Genomic DNA, 25,123 nt, shown 5'->3' with positions numbered 1-25,123 from the left:
GACGAGAGGTTCTGAGATAAACCAAAGGTTATCCTTCTCCTAAGACCAAGCGAGTATGCTCGCGCTTGATACAGCGGTTCATGACGATATCTTCTCGTCCAGCTCTACGAAGGATTTCTTCTGCTTCTTGATTTTCCAGCTCTAGTTGCGCCCAGAAAATTTTCGCATCCGTCTCGATAAAGTCACGCGCTACATCTGGCAAAAACTCACTGCGACGGTAAACATCGACGATATCTACTGGGAAAGGAATTTCCTGCAAGCTAGCGTACACCGTTTCTCCAAGGATTTGCCCACCGGCTGCACGAGGGTTAACAGGAATAATCCGATAGCCCCGCTCTTGCATATCCTTGCTGACACGATGACTGGTCGTCTCTTCACGGTCAGATAATCCAACTACAGCAATGATTTTACTGGTTTCGAGGTAATGTTTGATAATGCCATCACTAGGATTGCGAAATGAATAGGCCATATGAATCTCCTTTTGTATGCGTTTCCTTTCTTTAAATAGTATAACAATACGAAGGGCATTGCAAGTGTTTGTCGTTAAAAGCGGTAGGAAACTTAAAAGTCTCCCACCGCTTTCTGTTTTGAACAAACTCAATCTTATTTGGCTTCATACCATGTTTTGCCTTCATTCTCATCGGCTTCCAGTGGTACCGCAAGTTCAATAGCAGATTCCATGGTCTCTTTGACAAGTGCTTTGATCGCTGCCAGTTCATCAGTTGGTACTTGCAGAACAATTTCATCGTGAACCTGAAGAAGCATCTTGGTCTTGTATGCACCTGCTTCTAAGGCTTGGTCCAAGTGGATCATGGCAATTTTCAAAATATCTGCCGCCGATCCTTGGATCGGTGAGTTGATTGCTGTCCGTTCCGCAAAGCCTCGAACATTGAAGTTGCGAGAATTGATATCTGGAATCTCCCGACGACGCTTGAAGAGGGTCTCGACGTAGCCTTTGTCACGCGCTTCCCGTACCACTCTCTCCATATAGTCCTTGATGCCAGGGTAGCGTTCGAAGTAGGTCTCAATGTAGGCTTTGGCTTCTTTTCGACTAATCCCTAGGTTGTTAGACAGTCCAAAATCGGAAATTCCATAAACCACGCCGAAGTTTACTGCCTTGGCATTGCGACGGTCATTCGGCGTCACGTCTTCTGGTTTTTCAATATTGAAGACCCGCATAGCAGTCGATGTATGGATATCTGCCCCATGCTGAAAGGCATCAATCAAATGCTCATCTCCCGAAATATGGGCCAAGACGCGCAATTCGATCTGTGAATAGTCTGAACTCAACAAGACACTGTTTTCCTCTTCTGGGACAAAGGCCTTACGAATGAGTCGACCTTGTTCCAAACGGACAGGGATGTTTTGTAGATTAGGATCCACGCTGGACAAACGGCCTGTCTGCGTCAAATCCTGTACATAGCGGGTATGGATTTTTCCATCTTCCAAAATCCAGTCTTGAAGGCCGATGACATAGGTCGATTGGATCTTAGCAATTTGGCGGTATTCAAGAATCTTAGACACGATCGGTGCGATGGGAGCTAGGCGTTCCAAGACATCAACAGCTGTTGAATAGCCGGTTTTGGTCTTCTTGGTGTATTCAAGAGGGAGTTCCAATTTTTCAAAGAGGACGACACCCAATTGTTTTGGAGAATTGATGTTAAATTCTTCTCCTGCCAACTCGTAGATTTCTTGAGTCAAGCGCTCCAAGACTGCTTCGTTTTCCACCTGCATGTCTTGGAGGGTCTGGCGTTCCACCTTAATCCCTGCGATTTCCATTTTGGCCAAAACAGCTGCTAATGGTTGCTCCATATCATAGAGCAGATCTAGTTGGTCGTGAGCTTTTAGTTGCTCCGTCATAGGCTCTTCAGTGTCTAGTAAAACAGCGACTTTTCGTGCCAAATGCTCTAATAGAACCGCCTTTTCTGGAATAGCTTTTTTGGCTCCCTTGCCATAAACGACTTCGTCCAGCGGCAGCGCAATCTGACTATAGAGACTCGCAATGGTGGAAATTTCATTGTCCTCTACGGTCGATAAGAGATACTTGGCCAATCGACTGTCAAACGCGGGATTTTGAAGGGTAATACCCAAGTGGCTGAGCAAGACCATGGCCCGTTTGAAGTCATAGACCTTGAGGGGCGTTTTTTCGAGAAATTCTTTGAAAATCGGTGTTTGTAACAAACTGGTGTCTGTGCTAGTGTAGAGCTGACCTTTTGTCCCCCATGCAAAGCCGATGATGGGTTCTGTATGGTAATTGTCCCCAAACATCTCAAAATGGAAGAAACTATCTTCTGTGAGCATATCTGAAGTGACCTGCTCAACTTCTGTGTAGACAAGGGCTACAGGAGTTGCCGCTTCCTCGCTCAAATCCAAGGCCTGACGGAGTTGCTTGAAGCCCATCTCCTCATAAAACTTGGCAAGATTTTCTAGATGAGGACCCGTATAGGTGATGTCATCCAGACCAATCTCGATAGGCGCATTGGTGTCGATGGTCGCGAGAGTCTTGGATAGGTAGGCCTGCTCCTTGTCGTTGATGAGGTTTTCCTTCATCTTAGAAGCCTTCATCTCATCGATATGCTCATAAATACCATCGAGAGAGCCATACTCAAGGAGCAGTTTGATCCCGGTCTTTTCTCCAATCTTAGTGACACCTGGGATATTATCCGACTTATCTCCCATCAAGGCCTTGAGATCGATAAATTGCTCCGGTGTCAGTCCCATCTTTTCTTTCAAATAGGCTGGAGTGAATTCTTCAAACTCTGCCACTCCTTTTTTTGAGATTTCAACCACTGTGTTGTCATCCGTTAGCTGAATCAAGTCCTTGTCCCCTGAGACAATAGTCACATCAAAAGGAACAGAAGTTGATTCTGCCATCTTATCCAGCGTTCCAATAATATCATCTGCTTCATATTGAGCTAGCTCATAGTGGCGAATTCCCAAATGATCCAGTTGTTCACGAATGAAAGGAAACTGCTCGCGGAACTCATCTGGCGTTTTTGCCCGCCCCCCTTTGTAGTCGGCATACATCTCCGTCCGAAAAGTCGTCTTTCCTGCATCAAAGGCGACGAGGACATGGGTCGGTTGGATGCGCTCCAAGAGATGACTCAACATGAGGTTAAAGCCATAGACCGCATTGGTATGCAACCCATTGGCATTTTTGAAGCGATCAATTTGATTATAGAGTGCAAAAAAGGCACGAAAAGCGACGGAAGACCCGTCGATGAGTAGTAATTTGTTCTTTTTTTCCATAGGCTTATTATACCACGAATCACAAGGTCTCTGGTACATAAAAACTCTACCCTTTCGGGTAGAGCCTTCTTTAGGAGTTTCTTATGAAAAAATAGGAGGAGTGTTTATTCGCCGTAACAAGAACCTTGTTGTGGCAATTTCTTAAAGCGTTTTGGATAATTAACTGAGATTTTCATTTTCTGTACCTCATTTCTTATTGGATGAGTTTAGTATACAGCTCAAACCTAAACCATTCCTTATAGAAAGCTTCAAGAAAACTAAAAGTTGAGGCGCAAAGCACGCAGTTGTTTTTTGCTGCAGACCGGTAACTGAAGATGGAGCCCTTGCCATCGTAGCCCTAAGGATAGGAATGAAAAACTCTTCCCAATCTGGAAGAGCTGATCCTTATCCGAGCAGAAGAAGGCTGACTAAAGCGGCTATCGCTGGACCACCTTGGGTCAAAATGATTTTTTTATTAGAAGTTGCAGCCCCATAAGCTGCAGCACCAATAATAAAGAGCAGAAAGATCGTGACAATTTCACTGTTTCTAGCTACAAAGAGGCCGTAGAGGAGGAAGACACCAATCAGAGCATTATAAATGCCTTGGTTTTTGAAGAGAGCCACCACAGATGGACGATGCAATTCTTCCTGATCCATATTAAAGACACGACTAGTCGATGCCGAGTGGGTTGCTAAACTCTCAAGATAAAAAATATAGAAATGTTCGAAAGCAGCAAGGCTTGCAAAAACAATGGTTAAGACAGACATATTATTCTCCTTTTAAAATGTAATGTGTTCGAGACCAGACACCAATTTTACGAGTAAGCGCTTCAACTGATTCCGCTCTTTTTCAGAAAGAATCTGATCCATCTGGCCTTTTACCTGTAGATGGTGCGCTGGAGGATGGACCAACAACCGATCTCTGGCAAGCTCCGTCAGTTCCACCACAATCTCCCGTTGATTTTCTGGATTGCGACTACGAGTGACATAGCCCCCAGCTTCTAAAACCTTGAAGTGGCGGGTTAAGGCTGCAGGGTCAATCGCTAGTTTCTCCTGAAGGGCCACTGGGCTACACGGCGCTTCTGCTAATAAGAACTGAAGCATCTAATAACGGGTCAGACTAATGCCCAATTGTTTTTCAAATAATTGAGTTGAAGACTGATCAGCTAGCTTCAACCGATAAAGCAAGTCATGCATTTCTGCCATTCCTTCTCTCCGATCTATTTATTGACTTATCAATAATTGATTTATCAAGTGTATCATTTTAAAAAAGTCGAGGTAAGAAATTTGCTCGCCTCAAACGAAATGATCTCCTCCTAAGAAAAGCAAAGTAAAAGACCACCGGATTTGGTGGCCTTTTAGGGAGATTATTATGAAAAAGAAAAGTTTTAGGATTTCATAAACAAAGTTAGGAGGTCTTTGTTTATGGTTTTATTATATCGGATTTATCTTAAAGATTTCTTAAGGAATTGTTTCATTTTCAAAACAAATTGTTTACGGATTCTTTTCATAGCGCCATTCCAGCAACAAAGAAGCCTTGCTTTGTTAAATAAGTTAACTTTTTTCTTCTTCAAAATAGAGGCGAATGTCATCCAAACTTTGAATCGCATGATTGATGTCCGGCTTGTAATCTAAAAAATTAATACTCCCGATTCCTGCATTGTCTGCCAGATCAACATCCAAGGTTCGATCTCCAATATAATAGGTTTCGCTCCGATCCAACTGGTACTTATCCACTAGATAATCGACTCCTTCTGGATCTGGTTTTCTCCTAAAACCATTGTCCGTCGTGACAATCTCTTGGAAATAGGATAGGATCCCTAAATCTTCCAGAATTGGGTAAGCATTCCTTCCCTTGTGGGTATAGATGAATTGAACAATCCCTTCCTCTTTAGCCCAAGCTAGAATGTCTCTAGCTCCTGGCATCAGATGGACTTGGGCGTTTTTCTCACGCAAGCTAGAAGCACGATAACGATTCATCTCCTCCGCATCCAAGCCATGTTCTCTAGCAATGTCTTCAAGCAAAGACTGGACGGATTGTTGAAGAATAAAAGCATGGACCGCTTCCCGGTCAAAGTCCAGAGAGTAATAGGCATAAGTCTCAGCAATCCCATCTAAAATAGCTTCATAAGAATCCAAAAGAGTTCCATCCAAATCCCAAATAAAAGCTCGTGTCATACATTTTATTCCTTCCATTTCCGATGATAGAGCGTTTTTAAGAAAAACCAGCGAAAACCATTGTCCAAGAGGGTACCTGCCCAAATACCTGGCAAACCCCAACCGAGGCTAACCCCCATCAAATAACCTGAGCCAATCCGAATCACCCACATGCCGATCGTGGTCGCATAAAAAGGAAGGCGGGCGTTACCCAGACCTTGCCAGACAGCCGTATAGATGACCGTTCCAGCGGTCAGAGGCGTTCCAAGCAAGGAGAACAAAATGACGGATAAGGAAGCGGCAAGAGCTCCTGAATCCTTGGTGTAAAGGGCTGTTAAAGGACTTCCAAATAAGAAAATAGTGAGGGCGAGAGGAAACATGGAGAGAAAGGAGAGCCAGAAACTCCGACTGGTGATTTGCTTGATCCCTTGCCAATCATCCTGTCCCAAATTTTTGGCGACCAACATGACTGTCGCTGTCGCAATCCCAAAAGCCGGCATATAGTTGAACTGGGTCAAGACTTCCCCAATGGCATTCCCAGCTACTGCTCTTGTACCAAAAACAGCGACCATAGCAATGATAACAATATCCCCTGCTCGCATCATGAGGCGTTCACCAGCAGCAGGTAAGGCAAGGGATAACAAGTCTCGATCCAATCCCCAACGAAAAGGAGCGAAGGGAAGTTGAACCTGACGCCAGAGCAAGTAAGTCCCTAATAAGCGAGAGAGAACCGTTCCTAAGGCAGCCCCAGCGATGCCTAGCCCAAAAACAAATATCAAGATGCTCGATAGCAGAGCATTTAAAACATTGGTCAACAAACTGACATACATAGGTACTCGCGGATTGTGGGCCACACGGACTAGGGCTCCAAAAGTCGTCATCAGCCCCAAAAGCAAAATACTTCCTCCGACAAGAGATAAGTAAATCCCTCCTGCTTCTGCAACTGCTGCTTCAACCCCCAAGAGGGAAATCAATTCCTTGCCAAAGCAGAGGGATAAAGTCCCTAAAACAAGACTTATTAAAACCGTTACTTTGATAGACTCAGTGGCTTGACGAGCTATGGCCTGCCGATTTTTTTGTCCCATACTTTTGGACAAGAGACTCACAACCGCTGCTCCAAGAGCGATAAAAATAGCTTGGTAAATCGTAATGATATTGCCTGCGACGGATACACCCGAGACAGCGACTAAACCCAACTGAGCAACCAAGTAGCTATCTACCATCCCCATGAGCATTTGCAAGAAATTTTCTCCGATAGCAGGGAGGGCAATCCTTAAAATTTGTCGATCCACTTGTTGTTGACGAGACACACTTTCCTCCTGATGAAAAGAAACTCAGTTAGTTTCCCAACCGAGTTTACTTCCTCTCTTTTAAAGTCCTAAATAAGATTCTACTGCAGTCTGCATATCTGCTGCCGCAACAGTTGTCTTGTGACGAACTGGAGCTGTTTCGAGGCCATCAACTGCTGGTGGCAAGGCTACACCTGAAATTTCGTGCAACTGAGCCAAAGCTTCAAAGTCAGTCAAGCCTGATTTCCCTGTTACAGCTTCTACTGCAACGACTGGGAATTTATATGGACTAGCTGTTGAAGCAATCACGGTCTTAGCCACATCGCCTGTCGCCGCTTGGTATTTTTTATATACGGCCGAAGCAACTGCTGTATGAGGGTCCTCAATATAAGCATCTGCCTCATAAACACGCTTGATTTCTGCTGCTGTTTCCGCTTCTGTCGCATACTCCGCTGCAAAGAGATCCAGAATCTCTGCATCAAAATCAGTCAACTCATACTGACCTTGAGTGTTCAAAGCGTTCATGAGTTCACCTGTCTTCACCGCATCATTTCCCAAAAGATGGAAAATCAAACGCTCCAAGTTTGAAGATACTAAGATATCCATAGATGGACTAGTGGTTACCTTGAACTCACGCTTCTTGTCATAGACACGAGTTTTAAAGAAGTCTGTCAAGACATTGTTGTCATTTGAAGCACAGATTAACTTACCAACTGGTAGGCCGATTTGCTTAGCGTAAAAGGCAGCTAAGATATTTCCAAAGTTTCCTGTCGGAACTGTGAAATTGACTTTTTCACCAGCCACAATCTCGCCAGTTTTAACAAGCTGAGCGTAGGCATAAACATAATAGACAATCTGTGGGACCAAACGACCGATATTCATAGAGTTAGCTGATGAGAACTGAAGCTTGTTGGCTGCCAATTTCTCACGAAGAGCCACATCATTGAACATATGTTTCACATTGGTTTGAGCATCATCAAAGTTTCCATCAATAGCGATAACATGGGTGTTTTCGCCCGTTTGAGTGGTCATTTGCAACTCTTGGACCTTGCTGACACCATCTTTTGGATAAAAGACGATAATTTCAGTTCCTGGTACATCCGCAAAACCTGCCATAGCAGCTTTCCCAGTATCTCCAGATGTCGCTGTCAAGATGACAATCTTGTTTTCCAAGCCGTGTTTCTTAGCTGCCGTTGTCATAAAGTAGGGCAAGATAGACAAGGCCATATCCTTGAAGGCAATGGTTGAACCGTGGAACAATTCCAAGTTGTATTGCCCATCTAGTTTCACAAGAGGAGCAATGGCTGGAGTATCAAACTTGCTGTCATAGGCGTTAGTGATACAGTAGTCCAACTCTTCTGCTGTAAAGTCATCCAAGAAGGCTGACAAAACAAGCTTTGCCACCTCTTGGTAAGAAGCATCTTTTAATGTGTCAAAATTCAAGTCCACCTTTGGATAGCTTACTGGAGTAAACAAACCGCCATCTGTTGCCAAACCTTGCAAAATCGCCTGACTGGCTGTTACGGTATTTTTCGCATCACGCGTTGATTGATAAACTAATGTCATGTCAATTTCCTCATTCTGTTCCTTAAATGTACGAGTTGGATCACTCTAGCTTTCGTACAATCTATTCCATTATACCATGAATCCTTCTGAATTTTATCAGTGAGAATGAAATTGTCTGAAAAAAGAGCCCACTTCTTGCAAACTGAAAAATCACGAAAAGTCCATCTTTATAATTGCTATTCGACTCGTGCTAGTCTCTTTTTATTTGCTCATAGGAATCCTTGCCATCATTGAGCTTGTCCCAGATGACAACCTTTCCTTCTTTCAATGATTTTTGAACATCAATGATCCGCTGGTTAGAAGAGCCTCGGAACTGCAACATGAGGTTGCGTTTGCTTTTATCATACCGTCCATCGACCAGGATATCAATCAGCGACAAGAGCTCCAGTTTATCAGGCGTTTCTAACATCATTTCTTCCCAAGTGTAGCCGGTCCAAGACCAGATATCTTTGTCAGGCAATTCTCTTTTCACGCGCTTGACCAAAGGCAGCAGGATACCAGTGTTGAGAAAAGGTTCCCCCCCAAGCAGGGTCAAGCCCTGAACATAGGGTTGGGCCAAATCGGCCATGATCTGTTCTTCTAACTCTTTGGTGTAGGGAATACCCGCGTTAAAAGACCAGGTGGCTACATTGTAACAGCCCTCGCAGTGAAACATGCAACCCGCTACATAAAGGGAGTTGCGGACACCTTCGCCATCTACAAAGTTAAAGGCCTTATAGTCAATGATTCGCCCTTTACTCAGCTCCTTACTTTTCCATTCTTGAGGTTTGGGATTGTTCATCTTCATCCTCCAAATCAATCCAGTAGCGCTGACTTCTGTCGATTGTGTTTTCGTAAACACCACCAGCAGAGAGAATGGTGCGACGACTGGCTTCGTTGTCTTCATCACAGGTAATCAGTACTCGTTCCAATCCTTGCTTTCGAGCCTCTGCTAGTCCTAGCTCTAGCTGCAACTTAGCCAAGCCCTTTCTGCGTTGACTGGGCCGGATGGAATAGCCAATGTGACCACCCTCTACAAATAATTTGTCATTCAAGGACAAGCGCAGGGCTAAAAAGCCCAGAGGGTAGCCAGTCTCATCAAAGGATAAAAATTGAATGGTAGGAACCCAGCCTTCTGGCAGATTCTCAGTATCCTCCTGCTGCTCTACGATTCGCAACCAATCCGCAAAATCCTTTGCTCGCTTCCAAGTGGAGCCCATGCCACCGTGCATATAGGATTTTGCAGCATCGAACTCAGCAATCATCTCTAAAATCGCGTCTTTATCTTCTAAAGTTGGTCGTTGTAACTTCATAAACTTTCCTCAATCTAAATCAATCCAATAGCGCTCTTTCCCGCCTCGAACATCCTCTAAAGCTCCGCCATTAGTCAGAATCACTGCTCGACTGGCAGCATTGTCACTATCACAAGTCACTAAAGCACGTTTGATATTTTTACTTTTGGCTACTTGCAATCCTTGCCGCAGCTGCTCTTTTGCCAATCCTTGCCCACGCGCAGAGGGACGGATACTATAGCCAATATGACCACCTACCTCCAGCAAATAGTCACTAAGACGCAATCTCAGATTGAGAAACCCTACGGCTTGTCCATCTCTCGAAAAAGCAACTAACTGAATATCAGGCACCCACCCTTCAGGCAAATTAATCCCCATTTCATGATTCTGATTACTTTCCAACCACTCTTCATAAACAAAATTCTCAGCATCCCAAAATCCGCCATCGTGAGCTGATTGATTCGCTTCAAACTCTGCCATCATGTCTAATACAGTTTCTTTATCTGCTAGAGTCGGTCTGCGTAGTTCCATCTTTACCTCCCCCCATACGAGAAAAGCGAGAGCGGACTCTCACTTTTATTTTTTCTTAGCCTTTTTTAAAAATTTCTCTCTTAGGCTGGCCACGCGGTCTTTTTTATTGACTCCACCTGTCGAATGCTTTTCGTGGAATCGTTGAACCTGGGCCTTGCCTTTATCGTCTAATTGGTATTTTCCCATAATCTTCCTTTTCTAATCTGTCACTTGCTGTCCAGCTGATTTGATCGTGGAGCCATTCATGTGTTTCACCCGTGCAGCTATTTCCTTATGGCGGCCATTGACCATGGGGCGAGCTTGAGGATTTCCGAGATAGCCGCAGGTCCGTTTGACCACATCTACTGTCTTGGGATCACTATTGCCACAGTTTGGGCAAGTAAAACCACGCTCGGTTGGTGTGAAGTCCCCTTCGAAGTCACACTTGTAGCAACGGTCAATCGGCGTATTGGTTCCGAGATATCCGACCCGGTCATAGGCATAATCCCAAACCGCCTCAAGGGCTTTTGGATTTTGTTGGAGAACGGGGTACTCACAATAGTGGATGAAACCACCCGTCGCTCCAGCTTCTGGATAAACTTTTTCAAAATCCAGCTTCTCAAATGGGGTTGGGTTCTTGCGAACATCGTAGTGGAAACTATTGGTATAGTATTCCTTGTCTGTGATATCCGGAACCTTCCCAAATTTCTCCGTATCCAGGCGACAGAAGCGGTCTGTCAAGCTTTCTGATGGCGTCGAATAAATCGAGAAGTGGTAGTCATATTGGTCAGACCATTCTTCGACCCGTTTCTTCATATCCTTAATGATTTCGATTGTAAATTGTTTGGCTTCTGGATTTTCTTCCCAGTTAGGCCCATAAAAGACCGTCGCCACTTCATACAATCCGATATAACCGAGTGAAATCGTCGCTCTACGGTTACGGAAAAGCTGGTCTACCTGATCGTATTTGCCCAAGCGTTTCCCAAAAGCGCCATACTGATAGAGAATCGGCGCATTGGCTGGGGTTGCCTCCTTGGTCCGCTCTACCCGATAGACCAAGGCGTCTTCAGCGATGTTCATCCGCTCATTAAAGATTTCCCAGAATTTCTCTTTATTTCCTTCCGACTCTAAGGCTATCCGAGGAAGATTGACTGTCACGACTCCAAGATTCATCCGGCCAGAATTGACTTCCACACCATTCTCGTCCTTCCAACCTTGAAGGAAAGAACGACATCCCATCGGTACCTTGAAGGAGCCTGTCAACTCTACAATCTTGTCATAAGACAAAACGTCTGGATACATGCGTTTGGTCGCACATTCCAAGGCCAATTGCTTGATGTCATAGTTGGGACTATCTGGTTCTAAGTTGAGACCTCTTTTCAAGGTAAAAATCAACTTAGGGAAAATTGCGGTCCGGTGCTCCGAACCGAGCCCCTTGATTCGAATCTCCAGAATAGCTTTTTGGATTTCGCGTTCAAAACGGTTAGACCCTAGCCCGAATCCCAGCGAGGTGAAAGGGGTTTGCCCATTGGAGGTAAAGAGGGTATTGATTTCATACTCCAATGATTGCATGGCATCGTAGATGTCTTTTTTCGTTTTTTGCCAAGCATAGTCCTCACGTTTTTCAGGGAGAACCCACTCCTCAGCTTCCTTCAAATGCTTGTCATAATTCTTCTCTGCATAAGGAGCCAGGACTTCATCAATCCGATCTGCTGAGCAACCACCGTACTGGCTAGAGGCCACATTGGCAATGATTTGCGAGATTTGAGCCGTTGCAGTTTGGATGGACTTAGGACTTTCTACTTCTGCATTCCCAATCTTAAAGCCATTTTTTAACATACCTTCAAAATCGATCAAGCAACAGTTAGTCATTGGAGTATAAGGACTATAGTCTAAATCATGGTAGTGGATATCCCCTTTTTGGTGGGCATTGGCTACGTGTTTGGGCAACATTTTGAGACCAATGGACTTGCCGACGATCCCTGCTGTCAAATCTCGTTGGGTGTTGAAGACATCACTGTCCTTATTGGCGTTCTCATTCACCACTGCTTGGTCCTTGTTGAGGAGCTTGCCAATCGTAAAATTGATATCGGTTGCTTTTGAGCGCTCAAAATCCCGCTGAGTCCGATAGGTAATATAGCTCTCTGCAATCGCATACTCATTGGCTTGTAATAACTCATGCTCAACGACATTTTGAATCTCGTAGATTTTCACGCCACGAGGGAAGCGTTCCAAAATTTCAGCAACGATCCGGTCTGTAACGGTTTCTAATTTCGCTTCCAAGGCTGGAGTGAGGCCTGTCACTTCTTCTGTCGCCTTAACCAAAGCACGGTATATTTTATCGACATCAAACTTGACCTTCCGCCCATCTCTCTTTTCCACAAAGAGTTGGGGGAGACTTTGGATATGCTCTTCTCGTAACGTTATCATACGCTCGCCCACTTTCTTTTTTATACAAATACAATTCACCCCATATTATATCACTCAAAAATAAAAAATCAATATCTTGTGGAAAAAAATGTTATTTCATTTCAAAACCACAAGATATTGATATTCTATTTATATTGGTACAAGGTGTACTGCGAACCCTTCTGGTTCACTTTTTCATAATTTTTGGTTAGAACTTTCTGCAGAGCAGACGTTACATCTAGGTCCTTATTGACCACAATAAACTTCGGCCTGGCTTGCTTAATCTGATTAATCAGATTGGTTCGATTTTCCCTCGGCCCCATATAGGCAGTCGGAGTTAGGAGGGCTGAAGCTGCTAAGCGGCCACTTTCTTGATAGAGATGAGCTGTCTGATCCCAAGCATAGATAGTATCTTTGGAATCGCTATGACTCTTGATATACTGAGCAATTGCACTTCGGTCACTAGTTAGATTGTTTTGAAGAATCAATTGATTCACAACTGGATAGCCTACTAAATAAGCCATTGCCAAAATCGGTAGGAAGGCTTGACTGGAGAAATAAAGGTCCCAGATTGAATTGTTCTTCATCTTTCGGCGCTGATAAGTCGACTCATCCCCAGCAAACCAAAGGGCTAACAAGGGAAGACCAAAAGGTAACAGGCTAAGGAACTGATAGGCTCCTTGCTCTGGTGTCCCAACCACAACTGCAACAACTAGCAGAAGACCGAACCAACTCATAAACCGAATCACACGTTGACCACTTGTCGATACTTTTCGGAAGGACATGACGAAAGCTGAAGCGAAACCAAGCGTCAGGAGCAATAAACAGTAATAAACTAGGTTGGCAAAGAGATGCCCGGCATCAAACTGGAGGGAGCGGAGACTATACAAGGTCTGATGGATTGCATATCCAAAAGAGCCGTTCCACACGGTGATGTATCCTAAAGGATAAAAGAGAAGCGAGAATCCCAAGAGGGCAGCAAGGAATTGATAGAAGCCATGGGCTAATTTCTTTTGCTTCACATGATAAGCTGTCAATCCCAGAAAAGCTAGCAGATAAAAAATCACACTCAGCCATGGCACAATCATAAAGGCCAAACAGGCTCCTGCACCGTAGGCGACAAAGGATTCGTCTGTTTTCTCACCCTCTAGATAAGCAAGAATGAAATTCATAGAGCTAAAGAGGAAGGGAAGGGCATAAAAGACAGCATAGTTCCCACCAAATCCAAGCACTCCAGCAAGAAGGTAGAAGAGTAGCTGAACTTGTCCTGCAATTTTTTCACTTGCAACCAGGCTTCTGACCATCCGATATAGGCTCGTCCCAGCAAAAAAGTAGGCTAAAATCTGGAAGACCACCAGGAGAACTTGACCCCCTACCAAACTTCCTAAGCCACTGAGCCCATAGTAGAGCAAACCATTGACCCCAAAGAAATGACCATAGGGAACTTGACCTTGAGAAATCGCCCAACCAGCATATAAGTCCTGTGTTTGTTGATTGGTCGCAAGTAAGTTGATAAACGGAAGGGCTACATGGACCATCCCGAGTAAGACGCTAAAAGCAATTGGTAGTGACAAGGGAACTGGTCGCTTAATAGCATAACGCCCCAACGACTTCTCATCTTCTTGATCTTCTAATGTCTCTTCTATATCCTCTTGGTCTTTTGGCCGCGCTTCAACCTTCTCTTTGCGATGATGACCAGATCGTGATAAGCGACTTAGAGTTTCGGTCGAAGCTTCCGTTTCGGACCCTTCTCCATCAACTTGGCTCTCTTCCAGGTCCTGCTCTGATTCCACCGGTTGACTAGCAGTCAAAACTTCTTCTTCCCGGCTAATTGATTGTTCCAATACTTTTCGTAGCTCTTGAGTATCTTGAAAATTGGACCCGACACTTAAGCCAAGTTTATGCGATTCTTTTTCTTTTTCACTCATACCTTGTTTTTTCCTTTACTAGACTTGCAAGTGCTAAAGGGCACATGCACACCCTACTAGTATATCAAAAATGGACCCAACTGTCAGCTTTCTCCACAAGGAGATGATAGATGGTTTAAAAAAAGACCGATACCCTCTAGGCATCCGTCTTTTCTTTTTAAAGTTGATTCAAGATAGTCTGAAAATCGTTTTTTACGTCTTCGATGGAAGTGGTCACTTCCTGACGAGTCTGGTTGTTTTTGACGGTGATTTGGCCACTTTCAACCTCGCTACCACCTAAGGCAATGATGGTTTTTGCCCCAAAGACGTCAGCTGACTTGAACTGAGCCTTCAACTTACGTCCTAGGTAATCACGTTCTGCGATAAAGCCTTGACGACGAAGAGCCTGAACCAATTCCAAGGCGGCTACTTCTGCTTCTGAACCCAGAACAGCCACATAGACATCCAACGATGCCTCAACAGGAAGTTCAACTCCTTGTTTATCGAGGATCAACAAGAGACGTTCCAGTCCCATCCCGAAACCGAATCCAGGAGTTGCTGGCCCACCAAAATATTCTACCAAGCCATCGTAACGGCCTCCCGCACAAACAGTCAATTCATTTCCATCGACTTTTGTCACGAATTCGAAAATGGTGTGGTTGTAATAGTCTAGGCCACGAACCATGTTGGTGTCGATGACATAGTCAATTCCTAGACCGTCTAGCATAGCCCGAACAGCAGCAAAGTGTGCCTGGCTTTCTTCATCCAAGTAGTCCAGAATAGATGGAGCATTCTCAACCGCTTGTTTGTCTTCTTTTTCTTTTGAATCCAAAACGCGGAGCGGATTTTCCTCTAAACGACGTTGGCTATCCTTTGAAAGTTGGTCTTTCATTGGAAGGAGGTAGTCAATCAAAGCTTGACGATAAGCCGTCCGACTGGCTGTGCTACCAAGGGTATTCAAGTGGAGGACGACATTTTCAATCCCGATTTCTTTGAAGAAGTGGTCAGCCATGGCAATCGTCTCGACATCCGTTGCAGGATTGCTAGAACCAAAACACTCTACTCCAATCTGGTGGAATTGACGCAAGCGGCCAGCCTGAGGACGCTCATAGCGGAACATAGGGCCGATATAATAGACCTTGCTTGGCTTTTGAACCTCTGGTGCAAAGAGTTTATTTTCAACATAGGAGCGGACCACCGGTGCTGTCCCTTCTGGACGCAAAGTAATGTGACGATCTCCCTTATCATAGAAGTCGTACATCTCCTTGGTCACGATATCCGTTGTATCCCCTACCGAACGACTAATCACCTCGTAATGCTCAAATATCGGTGTGCGGATCTCTGCATAATTGTATTTTTTAAAGGTTTCGCGAGCAAATCCTTCTACATATTGCCACTTAGCAGACTCCTGTGGCAGGATATCTTGGGTTCCTTTTGGTTTTTGTAATTTCATAGACACCACTCCTTTGCTTGCTTTGTACTATTTATTCTATCATAATTTCCAGTTCGTGACAGTGCTCAAGCGATAAAATCATCCCACAAGCCCATCAGGAACAGAAAAAGGTAACTTCTCCAGTCCCATAAAAATAGAGCCTGCATCACATGCAAGGCTCCATTTCTTTCGCTACTTTACTTTCCACTATCTTATAAGATATTTTCATATTGTTCGCGAACTTCTTGTGGCCAGACGCTGGTCTGGACTTCACCGATATGTTTCTTACGAAGCAAGAACATAGCCATCCGTGATTGACCGATCCCACCTCCGATAGTTAGTGGAAACAAGCCATTCAAGAGCGCACGATGCCATTCCAACTCTAAACGATCTTGATCTCCTGTAATAGCAACCTGGCGTTTGAGGGTATCCTCATCGACCCGGATCCCCATAGAAGACAATTCGAAAGCCGCACCTAGGTTATCATTCCAAACTAGAATATCCCCATTTAAGCCCTTGTAGCCATTTTCTGTTTCTGTCGTCCAGTCATCATAGTCCGGCGCCCGTCCATCATGCGGTTTGCCATCTGATAAGACGCCACCAATCCCAATCAAAAAGACGGCTCCATATTCTTTGGTGATGGCATTTTCCCGTTCTTTCGGCGTCAAGTCAGGGTAACGCTCTACCAACTCTTCTGTGTGGATAAAGGTGATTTGTTTCGGTAAGATAGATTCAATATCATAGCGAGCTTCGACAGCTAGCTCCGTCAAGCGAATGGCCTTGTAGATTTTTTCGACTGTTTCTTTCAAGTATGCAAGGTTGCGGCTGCCGTTTGGAATGACCTTCTCCCAGTCCCACTGATCGACATAAACTGAGTGGGTCGCATCCAACGAATCCTCATCCGGACGAAGGGCCTTCATATGGACGAAGAGACCTTCCCCTTCCCCAAAGCCAAACCGCGCCAAGGTATGACGTTTCCATTTCGCTAGGGAATGAACGACTTCATAGGTTTCATTAGGAATTTGTAAGACCTTTACAGAGACAGGGTTTTCCACACCGGATAGGTTGTCCTGCATCCCATCTCCTACCTTGCTCAAGATTGGACCTTGAACCTCAACGACTTCTAGTTTGTCTTTCAAATATTGAGTAAATGTTGTTTTTACAAATGAAATTTCTTCTTGCTGATGAATAAAACTCTTCTTCATAGAGACTCCCTTTAAATAGTATGAATTTGATTATACGCTTTTTTAGAGAAAAAGCAATACCTACTGCTTCAAAAAGGGGTTTTGAAAGCTGTTTCAAGACCCTCTCCTTTCAGCTATTTAACCTATCTATTTTATACTCATTTTTATTTTAACAATCAAAGTTATACTGTTGAAATAAGGTGCTTTTTGTGCTACAATCTATCTAAGAAGACGATCTTGTGATTGTTTGAACAAAGGGAGGATTTCATTCTTAACAACACCGTAACTAACAACCGAGTAACCTGTCGCAATACCGTGTCGTTTAATAGCAACTCCATCTTTTGGAAGCCTACGGTTCGTCTTAGTTGAACTAAGAGTAGGATTGTTTATTAAACACCCATCTTATGAAAAAGGAAGAAAATTATGGATAAAAAGAAATTTTGGATTTTCCCATTTGTTCTTTGTTTACTAGCCACCCTATTCACTTTAGGTTTGAATAGATCATCTGCTGAAACATCGACTGTTTCGGTAACAGGAAAATTTGCGGACACGATTACCAGTGTCAACGTCACCAATAACGAAGGTGGAGATCTCACTTGGGAGTTGGAGCAATGGGCTACTTTCCGAATTAATGCCACCTACGATTTAGCTGGAAAAAATGTCAAGGCAGGGGACACCACCGTCGTGACTGTGCCAGATGCCCTCATCATTTCTTCAGATAGCTTCGAGATTCGAGATGTTAACACCAACGAGGTCATCGCTCATGCAACCGTAGATGCTGCAAAAAAATCGATTTCCCTCACCTATACAGACTATGTTGAAAAACACTCTGACACAAACGGCTCCTTCTTCTTCTATGCACGGATTGATTTCCAAAAGCACCCTGAAAAAGGAGAAATTCCGATTGAAATCACCATTAACAACGAGCTTAAGGTTGGTGGAAAAGTAACCTTCAAGGGAGTTGGAGACGGGAATCCCAAAGTTTTGACAAAGACGAGCTGGGTGAATTCAGACAATCACAAGAAGGTATCCTATACCATTTCTGTCAACCGGACCAGAGAAAATATCAATAGCGTGACCATTGAAGATCACATGAAATTTACCAACGCTTCTTATGTGCCTGGTAGCATCAAGGTGCTGAAAGGTACCTTTGCCTTTGTATCAGGTGAATGGCAATTTAGCAACCGAACAGATGTCACTGACCAACACAAGGTGACCATTAGTGAAGACGGCCAATCCTTTGTAGTTGACTTAGGCGATATCACTGAAAACGACCAGTATCGTATTGCTTACGACGTTGAGCTCAACTACGAGCCTGTAGATGGCGAACTCCTAAAAAATGATGCCATCTTGAAAGGAAAAAATACAGTAGTGAAAGAAGTAACCAATGCTGCCGCTGTACAAATCGCTGGTGGCTCTGGTGTTGGCTATGTATTTACTATCAATATCCACAAAGTAGATGATGCCAACCAACCTCTTCAAGGTGCCAAATTCAAGGTCGTACGTCAAGCGAACAACCAAGTCATCGGTGAGTATGTAACCGACGAAAACGGGAACATTACTGTCAGTGCTTTGCTAAAAGATAAGTATATCTTAACTGAAACAGAAGCACCCGCAGGCTACACCATCAAATCTGCAGATACAGAAGTCAATACTGAAGATTTCGGAGCCGATCACTCAGTAACCAAGACGATCGTCAATCCGAAGGAAGAAACAACTACGACCACGACTACAACGACTACAACGACTACAACCACCACAACGACTACTTCAACGACTACGACGACTGAAGAGCCGACTACTACTTCAACCACTACAGGTGAAACAACAACAACTACGACTACAACTACAACTGAAGAACCGACTACATCTTCAACGACTACTACAACCAAAGAAGATACAACAACGACAACTACGACAGGTGAAACAACGACAACAACTACTACAAGCGAAGAACCGACTACTAAAGTGACGACTACTCCAACCCCAACTCCATCATCTTCAACAACTGAAGGTACCGGCGATGGCAAAGGTAAAGGTCGTAAGAAAGTTCTCCCAAGTACAGGTGACGTCGCAACTACTGGATTCATCGTCCTCGGAGCAGTTGTTCTAACCGGTGCTATCTTATTGAAACGTAAACTTTCAAATCAATAAACCTGACTAAATCGTAACCTCTAGCTAATGGCTAGAGGTTTTTTGTCTTCTAAAACAACATTCCTACTGGCAACAGCATCCTTCTAGCAGGTCGTAAGGGGATTCAAGATGGACCTATTTAGATTTTTTTCTAAATAGAATCGACAAAATTATATTGAAGCTGTACAATCTATTTAGAAAGATATCTAAATAGATTAGAGGAGATGAAGAATGAATTTTGCGCAAACATTTAAAGCTTTATCAAATCCGATAAGACGAAGTATCTTAGAACTGCTAAAGGCGGGAAAATTATCTGCTGGAGATATCGCTGGCCACTTTGATGTAGCAGGAGCGACCATTTCCCATCATTTAAGCCTCCTCAAGCAGGCAGATTTAATTCGAGAGGAAAAAGAGAAGAATTTTATCTACTATGAACTCAATACTTCTGTCTTGGAAGATTTGATGATCTGGCTCGTTGATTTGAAAGGAGATTCTACTGATGAAAACAAATAAAACTCTATTGACTGTAACTTCTACCGTAACACTCTTCCCCATACTTTGGGGCTTGATCATTTGGTCACAATTGCCTAACCAAATCCCGATTCACTTTAATCTTGCCGGTCAGGCCAATAACTTCCAATCGAAAGCACTAGCTGTGTTTGGTCTTCCTTTTTTCCTTCTCTTGGTGCATCTGTTTGTGATCTTTATGATCGGACGCGATCCTAAGAACCGTACTATGAATGAGAAAATGGTCAGAGTGATTTACTGGTTGACTCCAATCGTTTCCTTAAGTGTCTCTTATCTCATCTATAGTAAGGCACTAGGTTCTACTACCAATCCATCTGTTTTTGTTTCGGTTTTGCTGGGTCTTATCTTTGTGATCATGGGCAATTACATGCCTAAGTTGAAAGTGAATCACACGGTTGGAATCCGTCTGCCTTGGACCTTGCAGAGTGAAGATAACTGGCACAAAACTCATCGCTTGGCAGGGAAGTTGTGGGTCCTCGGAGGTTTGATCCTTCTTCTTGAAGCAGGCCTTCAATTCGCTATTTCTTATGTACTGGTGCTGGTCCTCCTCGCCATTGTCCTTATCCCTGTGATGTACTCTTATCAATTAAGTCGGAAAAATCGTTAGTATAAAAAACAACCAGAGAAGAAGCAGTCGTGAACTGTTTCTTTTCTGGTTGTTTTTGCATATTCATCGTTTCAAATTCCAAATTTTCAGGGAAAGATTTTTTTCTGAAAGTCGAAGGTCTATCCTTTGTATGAGGAAGGTTTTATGTCTTTGGATAAGTAGAGTGGATGACTAGGGGTTCCATTTTTATTTCTCTTTAAGCAATGTAAGTTAGGTATCAATGAAATAACTTCTTTATCACGACTAAAAAGGATTTTTCCTTTGGCTTCAATTCCTAATTAATCAATGAACCTAATACTAGGTCTCGAAAAGAATTATGCTTCCTCTTTCTGTCTGAGTTCAAAGAGGTCTTCTATTTTCAGATTAAAAACTTGAGCAATTTTAAGAGCCATTTCCAGCGAAGGATTGTAACGGTTATTTTCTAAGTGCAGAATTGTCTCGCGTCGCATGCCGATGAGGTCGGCTAACTCCTGCTGGGTCATGCCTGTGGACTCACGAACAGATTTGAGATTAGTAATAATCTTGCTTTCTTTGGCCATGCTTATCCTCTCCGTTCCAAGATAAGATAGACAACCGCAAAGATGAAAATCAAGGCAGATATGCTAATAAAGATCTGGCCCATGTGAAGAGTGAGAGACCCTATATACCCAATGATAACTGCTAGAATCATCAGTGCGCCTAGTATAAAAACAAACATCAAGCTAGCTGCCTTGGCTAAATTAGCATAAAAGCGTTCGTCCGGAGTTTCCTTGACATTTTTCAAACAGAAAAAACCAAATACAATCACTTCAATAACGAGACCAATTCCCAAAATCCATTCTTTAATACCAGAACTTTCGCTTGGGGTCGCAACCCAAATCCCTACTGTATAAAAAATGCTTGCTGCAAAAAAAAGTATCGTGTAAAGCTTAGCAGACAAGTCAAAAATAGTCTTCCCCTCACCTTTCTGAATCTTATGAGGCCGTGGTTTCATATGTAGCCAGCTCCATATAGCTATAATTTGACCTGACACTGAAATACCAGTAATAACTAACTTGGATCCCCAACTAAGATTAGAACCAAATAAAACAATAAAATCAATAAAGAGAGCTACGGCAATCATTGCAATGAGGCCACGCATTTTTTGACTTTTTTTCACGATAGACTCCTTTTTTATGTTATAAATATATAACACTTAAAATTTATGTTATAAATATATCACATTTAAACTTGGAAAGCAAGAATTTATGTGTCAAGGTGGTAATTATTTTAAAAATTTTTTTAATTAAAGACCTCGCTAGTCAAACAACTAAAGAATTCTTTGAAGCAATGTATCGGATTTAGTTTGGATAGTTTTGTTAATAATATTTGATGATAAAGAATTTTTGGAAAATCTAGATACTGTATGAATCTTTACTTTTTTCTTAGACAGTTATAAAGTCGATCAGAATGAACCTTGTAAATGTATAAGTTAATTCTTACAGACCTAAACTATTCCCCTGTTTAAAAAATACTGATTCAAATTTTATGAAATTAATCAGTAGATTCCGTTCTGAAAAGCCTTGATATGACGCTATTTTTAATCCAACTGAAACCCAAACTTTCCAAACCAGGTCTTAAGAAAGCTCGTAAAGCATCACAATTATCAAAACGTTAATCAACACGCTTATATCAACGTTTACAGACATTTAAGAATTTCTCTTGGATGTCTTTTTTTGTCTAGCTAAATTTTACAAATTGGGCAATTTAGGTTACTCAATAATATAAAAAAGATAAAAATTTAAAGTTCGAATTTTAATTTTAAAAAAAGTAATTATTATTGAATATCTGTTCAAACATTTTTTCTTTTCTAAGGTTAATATAAGTATATATACTTTAAAAAAGGAAGTCAAACATCTTGCTCATAGATTTTTGCATTTTTAAAAAATACATTTTGTCATATAATAATGTGGAAAATTGACGGATTCCTTAAACAATCATATAATATGAATATGTAAACCCTTACATACTATTCTACTTATACTTGATAAAATGCAAGTTCTTGAGGATCTATAAATATATAGACACTCTTCTATTTATAAAGTGAAATAAAGAATCACGGAGAAAGTTTATGGATATTAAAGAGACATTCAACCAGCTAGACAATACAAAATTTAATGATTTCAATAATCGCCTTGAAGGTTTTGAGAAACTTTTTAAAGACAAATATTATTTTACCCATCCCGAAGATTTTAGCTCAATCTTTAGCATTTTGGTAAAGTATGGAAAAAGTACAAGTAAATATATTTTATCGAAAGGAGAGATATATGAGTGAAATAGTTATTAATGCTCAGAATTTATCTAAAAATTTTTATAATTTTGATTCAAGACTCCCATTTATCAAGAGATTTTTGAAACGTAATCAAATAACGATTCGAGCTGTTCAAGATATTAGTTTTACGATTAAGAGAGGGAGTATAGTTGGCTTTATTGGGAGTAATGGAGCTGGTAAATCCACAACGATTAAAATGTTGACTGGGACTCTTTATCCTAGTTCCGGAAAATTAGAAGTGAATGGAGAAATTCCATTTAAAAGAAGTATAAATTTTAGAAAAAAAATTTCAATAGTAGTAGGAAATAAATTACAGTTATTTCAAGATGTTTCGGCTATGGATTATTTTCAATTGATTGGTACTTTATATGAGGTAGAACCGGCGATTTTACAAGAACGAATTCAGGAATTAAGCAATTTGTTGAATGTAAAAGATCAGCTTTACCAGCAGGTCCGGACCCTCTCTCTTGGACAAAAAATGAAAATGGAGTTTATCGCGGCATCTTTAACAAGTCCGGAAATATTATTTTTAGACGAGCCTACTATAGGGTTAGATATACAGTCTAAAAAAGATATCAGAACATTTTTAAAGAAAATGAATGAAGAATGTCATACTACTATTATTTTAACGAGTCATGATATGGATGATATTTCGTCTGTTTGTGACGAATTAATCGTCATTGACAAAGGAAAAATTATTTTGCAGGAGTCAATGGATGTTATTTTATCTAAATTTTCTGATTTTAAATATTTAAAGATAAAAATGACATTAGATTTGGTACCAGAGTTATGCTCTGTTAAAGGAGTAGTAGTCATTTCTCAAACAAAATCGGAATGTATACTAAAAATACCTAGAGATTTTGTCTTTGAGACATTAGAATCAATCAATAAGCTTGTAGATATAGAAGATTTTGAAATATCAAATCTTTCTTTAGAAGAAATTATTTTACAAAACTATTTTACAAAAAAGGAGCACAATTGAAAAAAGAAATGTCTATTATTCTGATATCATTTCGATCTATTTTGAACTATAAATCAAGTGTACTATTGTTAATGTTACAGGCAAGTATACAAATTATGATATCAGTATTTTTATGGACGTATATATATCAGAGTAACCAGATAAATATAGCAGGATATGATTTTACCTCAATGGTTCAATACTATTTGGGGACTATAATTTTTTCATATTTTGTTTTTTATCCAGTTGATTGGGAAATCAATGACGATGTTCATTCAGGAAATTTTTTTAGCATATTAATAAAACCTGTTACTTTTTATAAGTATTATTTTTGTAAAATGCTTGGAGATAGGCTTGCTCATTTATTATTTATCATCATTCCTGTCATTTTATTCTCCAGTGTTTATTACAAGAATGAGTTATTAACCATTGAAATTCTTATTTTAGGAAGTATTGCAATTATTCTATCTATGGTTCTATGGTTTTTAATATCATGTTGTGTAGGTATGCTTTCTTTTTGGTTAGAAAATATATTTTTTGTCCTTACTGTTAAAGAAATAGTAATTCAGTTTTTATCAGGAATATTATTGCCTTTAAGTTTTTTTTCAAATAATTTTCGTCTGTTTTTAGATGTATTACCTTTTAAATACTTAGTATATGAACCGCTTCAGATGTTTAGTAATGATACATATAAATTAATAGACTATTTGAGAATTATTTGTATTCAATTGATTTGGTGCATCATTTTTTATATTATATCAAGATTCATATTGAGAAAAGGAGTGGAGCACTTCTCAAATGTGGGAGGATAAAATGTTTAGAATAAAAGTAATTTTTAGGCTACTTCATTTTGGTTTTAAATCTGATATGAATTTTCATTTTGACTTCTTTTGTGGTCTATTTTCGTCGATACTGTGGATTGGTTTACCTATTGTATTTTTTAGATTGATTTTCTTAAACATAGACTCTTTTAATGGTTGGGACTATTATCAAATTTTATTTTTGGTAGGTTCCTACACTATTGTAGATGGAGTTATGATGGGATTGTTAATTAGAAGTATGGGAATTTTAGAATCAGATATTTTGAGTGGTAACTTGGATCAAATTTTATTGAGGCCGTTTGATACTCAGTTGTTCTATATTTTTAGATCATTTAATTTAGTTCAATTCGTGAATACTTTTTTTGGTCTTGCGATCATTTTTATAAGTTATGGAAATTTAAATGTACATTTAAATTCATTAAAAATATTATTTTATATCCTTTCTTTAATGTGTGGTTGTATTATATATTATTCAATTTGGTTTCTAATAACGATTAGTTCATTTTGGTTCCCAACTAAATTTTCAAAAGTAGATGTATTTTTGAATTATATTGGAATTTCTAAGTATCCATATAATATTTTTACAGGTATTAACAGATTGATCACTATGTTATTTGTTCCCAATTTATTAATTGCCAATCCTGCAGTATTAATATTTTTAGGGAAAGATACATTGAACCTATTTTTCTATCAAATAGTTTTTACAGTTTTTTTGATTATTATCAGTCGTACAATTTTTAGAAAAGGATTGAAAAAATATGAAAGTGCAGGAAGATAAACAATGTTGTTCAGTTATATGTTTGACTAAAGGAAGTGATTCGCTGTACTTT

The 25,123-nt window shown here is 41.1% G+C and carries 23 protein-coding genes and 1 pseudogene; 7 read left to right on the top strand and 17 right to left on the bottom strand.

Translation table 11 applies throughout. The annotated features are described in order from the left end of the window. Positions 1-28 precede the first annotated feature (28 nt). The 15 genes and pseudogenes from ADH27_RS05240 to asnA form a co-directional block, all read right to left on the bottom strand. Positions 29-469 (bottom strand): CoA-binding protein, encoded by a 441-nt coding sequence (locus tag ADH27_RS05240; RefSeq protein WP_048716286.1) that lies wholly within the window; start codon positions 467-469, stop codon positions 29-31. Positions 470-603: 134 nt separating this feature from the next. Then, positions 604-3,249, bottom strand: a complete 2,646-nt coding sequence (polA, locus tag ADH27_RS05235) for a DNA polymerase I (protein ID WP_048716284.1) — start codon at positions 3,247-3,249, stop codon at positions 604-606. Between the two features lie 384 nt (positions 3,250-3,633). Then, positions 3,634-3,996 carry a DUF1304 domain-containing protein gene (locus ADH27_RS05230; RefSeq protein WP_048716282.1) on the bottom strand — a complete coding sequence of 121 codons (363 nt, stop codon included), beginning with the start codon at positions 3,994-3,996 and terminating at the stop codon, positions 3,634-3,636. A 12-nt stretch (positions 3,997-4,008) separates the two neighbouring features. Then, positions 4,009-4,434 (bottom strand): annotated as a pseudogene (locus ADH27_RS05225) (MarR family winged helix-turn-helix transcriptional regulator). Between the two features lie 348 nt (positions 4,435-4,782). Further along, positions 4,783-5,406: an HAD-IA family hydrolase gene (locus ADH27_RS05220; protein ID WP_048716280.1), complete on the bottom strand. Its 624-nt coding sequence runs from the start codon at positions 5,404-5,406 to the stop codon at positions 4,783-4,785. 5 nt (positions 5,407-5,411) lie between these two features. Further along, positions 5,412-6,695, bottom strand: a complete 1,284-nt coding sequence (locus ADH27_RS05215) for an MATE family efflux transporter (protein ID WP_048716279.1) — start codon at positions 6,693-6,695, stop codon at positions 5,412-5,414. A 60-nt stretch (positions 6,696-6,755) separates the two neighbouring features. Beyond that, positions 6,756-8,240: a threonine synthase gene (gene thrC, locus ADH27_RS05210; protein ID WP_048716278.1), complete on the bottom strand. Its 1,485-nt coding sequence runs from the start codon at positions 8,238-8,240 to the stop codon at positions 6,756-6,758. Positions 8,241-8,430: 190 nt separating this feature from the next. Beyond that, on the bottom strand, positions 8,431-9,021 hold the full coding sequence (gene nrdG / locus ADH27_RS05205; protein WP_048716277.1) for an anaerobic ribonucleoside-triphosphate reductase activating protein: 591 nt from the start codon (positions 9,019-9,021) through the stop codon (positions 8,431-8,433). Next, positions 8,987-9,532: a GNAT family N-acetyltransferase gene (locus ADH27_RS05200; protein WP_009731856.1), complete on the bottom strand. Its 546-nt coding sequence runs from the start codon at positions 9,530-9,532 to the stop codon at positions 8,987-8,989. The genes nrdG and ADH27_RS05200 overlap by 35 nt, the downstream gene beginning before the upstream one ends. A 9-nt stretch (positions 9,533-9,541) precedes the next feature. Beyond that, positions 9,542-10,042, bottom strand: coding sequence for a GNAT family N-acetyltransferase (locus ADH27_RS05195; protein ID WP_048716276.1), 501 nt, complete (start codon positions 10,040-10,042; stop codon positions 9,542-9,544). Between the two features lie 45 nt (positions 10,043-10,087). After that, positions 10,088-10,228, bottom strand: coding sequence for a hypothetical protein (locus ADH27_RS10320; protein WP_129822760.1), 141 nt, complete (start codon positions 10,226-10,228; stop codon positions 10,088-10,090). A 12-nt stretch (positions 10,229-10,240) separates the two neighbouring features. Beyond that, complete coding sequence (gene nrdD, locus ADH27_RS05190) at positions 10,241-12,451, bottom strand: anaerobic ribonucleoside-triphosphate reductase (protein ID WP_048716275.1); 2,211 nt, start codon at positions 12,449-12,451, stop codon at positions 10,241-10,243. 125 nt (positions 12,452-12,576) lie between these two features. Continuing rightward, a complete protein-coding gene (locus ADH27_RS05185; protein WP_048716273.1) occupies positions 12,577-14,358 on the bottom strand; it encodes a heme transporter CcmD in 1,782 nt (593 codons plus the stop codon). 157 nt (positions 14,359-14,515) lie between these two features. Beyond that, the gene (hisS, locus tag ADH27_RS05180) at positions 14,516-15,790 is read right to left on the bottom strand and encodes a histidine--tRNA ligase (RefSeq protein WP_048716272.1); all 1,275 of its coding nucleotides are present in this window, start codon (positions 15,788-15,790) and stop codon (positions 14,516-14,518) included. A 191-nt stretch (positions 15,791-15,981) separates the two neighbouring features. Next, the gene (gene asnA, locus ADH27_RS05175) at positions 15,982-16,974 is read right to left on the bottom strand and encodes an aspartate--ammonia ligase (RefSeq protein WP_048692049.1); all 993 of its coding nucleotides are present in this window, start codon (positions 16,972-16,974) and stop codon (positions 15,982-15,984) included. Between the two features lie 402 nt (positions 16,975-17,376). Here asnA and ADH27_RS05170 point away from each other — a divergent pair, with 402 nt between their 5' ends. The 3 genes from ADH27_RS05170 to ADH27_RS05160 all read left to right on the top strand — a co-directional run bounded on the left by ADH27_RS05170 (position 17,377) and on the right by ADH27_RS05160 (position 20,221). After that, positions 17,377-19,107, top strand: a complete 1,731-nt coding sequence (locus ADH27_RS05170) for an LPXTG cell wall anchor domain-containing protein (RefSeq protein ID WP_048716270.1) — start codon at positions 17,377-17,379, stop codon at positions 19,105-19,107. 210 nt (positions 19,108-19,317) lie between these two features. Beyond that, on the top strand, positions 19,318-19,599 hold the full coding sequence (locus ADH27_RS05165) for an autorepressor SdpR family transcription factor (RefSeq protein WP_048716268.1): 282 nt from the start codon (positions 19,318-19,320) through the stop codon (positions 19,597-19,599). Beyond that, a complete protein-coding gene (locus ADH27_RS05160; RefSeq protein ID WP_048716265.1) occupies positions 19,586-20,221 on the top strand; it encodes an SdpI family protein in 636 nt (211 codons plus the stop codon). Before ADH27_RS05165 ends, ADH27_RS05160 begins: the two co-directional genes overlap by 14 nt. Before the next feature lie 314 nt (positions 20,222-20,535). Here the strand turns inward: ADH27_RS05160 and ADH27_RS05155 are convergent, their stop codons facing one another. Then, on the bottom strand, positions 20,536-20,760 hold the full coding sequence (locus tag ADH27_RS05155; protein WP_009732004.1) for a helix-turn-helix transcriptional regulator: 225 nt from the start codon (positions 20,758-20,760) through the stop codon (positions 20,536-20,538). A 2-nt stretch (positions 20,761-20,762) separates the two neighbouring features. Then, positions 20,763-21,359: a hypothetical protein gene (locus ADH27_RS05150; protein WP_009732005.1), complete on the bottom strand. Its 597-nt coding sequence runs from the start codon at positions 21,357-21,359 to the stop codon at positions 20,763-20,765. Between the two features lie 951 nt (positions 21,360-22,310). Here ADH27_RS05150 and ADH27_RS05145 point away from each other — a divergent pair. Genes ADH27_RS05145 through ADH27_RS05130 form a run of 4 tightly spaced genes read left to right on the top strand, consistent with a single transcriptional unit; the run spans position 22,311 to position 25,071 of the window. Next, positions 22,311-22,514: a hypothetical protein gene (locus tag ADH27_RS05145; protein ID WP_003010127.1), complete on the top strand. Its 204-nt coding sequence runs from the start codon at positions 22,311-22,313 to the stop codon at positions 22,512-22,514. After that, positions 22,507-23,493 carry an ABC transporter ATP-binding protein gene (locus ADH27_RS05140; protein WP_003010129.1) on the top strand — a complete coding sequence of 329 codons (987 nt, stop codon included), beginning with the start codon at positions 22,507-22,509 and terminating at the stop codon, positions 23,491-23,493. The genes ADH27_RS05145 and ADH27_RS05140 overlap by 8 nt, the downstream gene beginning before the upstream one ends. Next, positions 23,490-24,284: an ABC transporter permease gene (locus tag ADH27_RS05135; protein ID WP_003013825.1), complete on the top strand. Its 795-nt coding sequence runs from the start codon at positions 23,490-23,492 to the stop codon at positions 24,282-24,284. The genes ADH27_RS05140 and ADH27_RS05135 overlap by 4 nt, the downstream gene beginning before the upstream one ends. A gap of 1 nt (position 24,285) precedes the next feature. After that, positions 24,286-25,071, top strand: a complete 786-nt coding sequence (locus ADH27_RS05130) for an ABC transporter permease (protein WP_003013947.1) — start codon at positions 24,286-24,288, stop codon at positions 25,069-25,071. The last annotated feature ends 52 nt before the right edge of the window (positions 25,072-25,123 follow it).

Source organism: Streptococcus sp. 343_SSPC (genome assembly GCF_001072385.1).
Classification (GTDB): Bacteria; Bacillota; Bacilli; order Lactobacillales; family Streptococcaceae; genus Streptococcus.
This window is presented reverse-complemented; position numbering and strand designations above follow the sequence as displayed.

What these genes read in the sequence shown, in the direction of transcription:
- ADH27_RS05240 (WP_048716286.1), bottom strand. Translation starts at nt 469, where the DNA reads ATGGCCTATTCATTTCGCAATCCTAGTGATGGCATTATCAAACATTAC.
- polA (WP_048716284.1), bottom strand. Translation starts at nt 3,249, where the DNA reads ATGGAAAAAAAGAACAAATTACTACTCATCGACGGGTCTTCCGTCGCT.
- ADH27_RS05230 (WP_048716282.1), bottom strand. Translation starts at nt 3,996, where the DNA reads ATGTCTGTCTTAACCATTGTTTTTGCAAGCCTTGCTGCTTTCGAACAT.
- ADH27_RS05220 (WP_048716280.1), bottom strand. Translation starts at nt 5,406, where the DNA reads ATGACACGAGCTTTTATTTGGGATTTGGATGGAACTCTTTTGGATTCT.
- thrC (WP_048716278.1), bottom strand. Translation starts at nt 8,240, where the DNA reads ATGACATTAGTTTATCAATCAACGCGTGATGCGAAAAATACCGTAACA.
- nrdG (WP_048716277.1), bottom strand. Translation starts at nt 9,021, where the DNA reads ATGAACAATCCCAAACCTCAAGAATGGAAAAGTAAGGAGCTGAGTAAA.
- ADH27_RS05200 (WP_009731856.1), bottom strand. Translation starts at nt 9,532, where the DNA reads ATGAAGTTACAACGACCAACTTTAGAAGATAAAGACGCGATTTTAGAG.
- ADH27_RS05195 (WP_048716276.1), bottom strand. Translation starts at nt 10,042, where the DNA reads ATGGAACTACGCAGACCGACTCTAGCAGATAAAGAAACTGTATTAGAC.
- ADH27_RS10320 (WP_129822760.1), bottom strand. Translation starts at nt 10,228, where the DNA reads ATGGGAAAATACCAATTAGACGATAAAGGCAAGGCCCAGGTTCAACGA.
- nrdD (WP_048716275.1), bottom strand. Translation starts at nt 12,451, where the DNA reads ATGATAACGTTACGAGAAGAGCATATCCAAAGTCTCCCCCAACTCTTT.
- ADH27_RS05185 (WP_048716273.1), bottom strand. Translation starts at nt 14,358, where the DNA reads ATGAGTGAAAAAGAAAAAGAATCGCATAAACTTGGCTTAAGTGTCGGG.
- hisS (WP_048716272.1), bottom strand. Translation starts at nt 15,790, where the DNA reads ATGAAATTACAAAAACCAAAAGGAACCCAAGATATCCTGCCACAGGAG.
- asnA (WP_048692049.1), bottom strand. Translation starts at nt 16,974, where the DNA reads ATGAAGAAGAGTTTTATTCATCAGCAAGAAGAAATTTCATTTGTAAAA.
- ADH27_RS05170 (WP_048716270.1), top strand. Translation starts at nt 17,377, where the DNA reads ATGGATAAAAAGAAATTTTGGATTTTCCCATTTGTTCTTTGTTTACTA.
- ADH27_RS05165 (WP_048716268.1), top strand. Translation starts at nt 19,318, where the DNA reads ATGAATTTTGCGCAAACATTTAAAGCTTTATCAAATCCGATAAGACGA.
- ADH27_RS05160 (WP_048716265.1), top strand. Translation starts at nt 19,586, where the DNA reads ATGAAAACAAATAAAACTCTATTGACTGTAACTTCTACCGTAACACTC.
- ADH27_RS05155 (WP_009732004.1), bottom strand. Translation starts at nt 20,760, where the DNA reads ATGGCCAAAGAAAGCAAGATTATTACTAATCTCAAATCTGTTCGTGAG.
- ADH27_RS05145 (WP_003010127.1), top strand. Translation starts at nt 22,311, where the DNA reads ATGGATATTAAAGAGACATTCAACCAGCTAGACAATACAAAATTTAAT.
- ADH27_RS05140 (WP_003010129.1), top strand. Translation starts at nt 22,507, where the DNA reads ATGAGTGAAATAGTTATTAATGCTCAGAATTTATCTAAAAATTTTTAT.
- ADH27_RS05130 (WP_003013947.1), top strand. Translation starts at nt 24,286, where the DNA reads ATGTTTAGAATAAAAGTAATTTTTAGGCTACTTCATTTTGGTTTTAAA.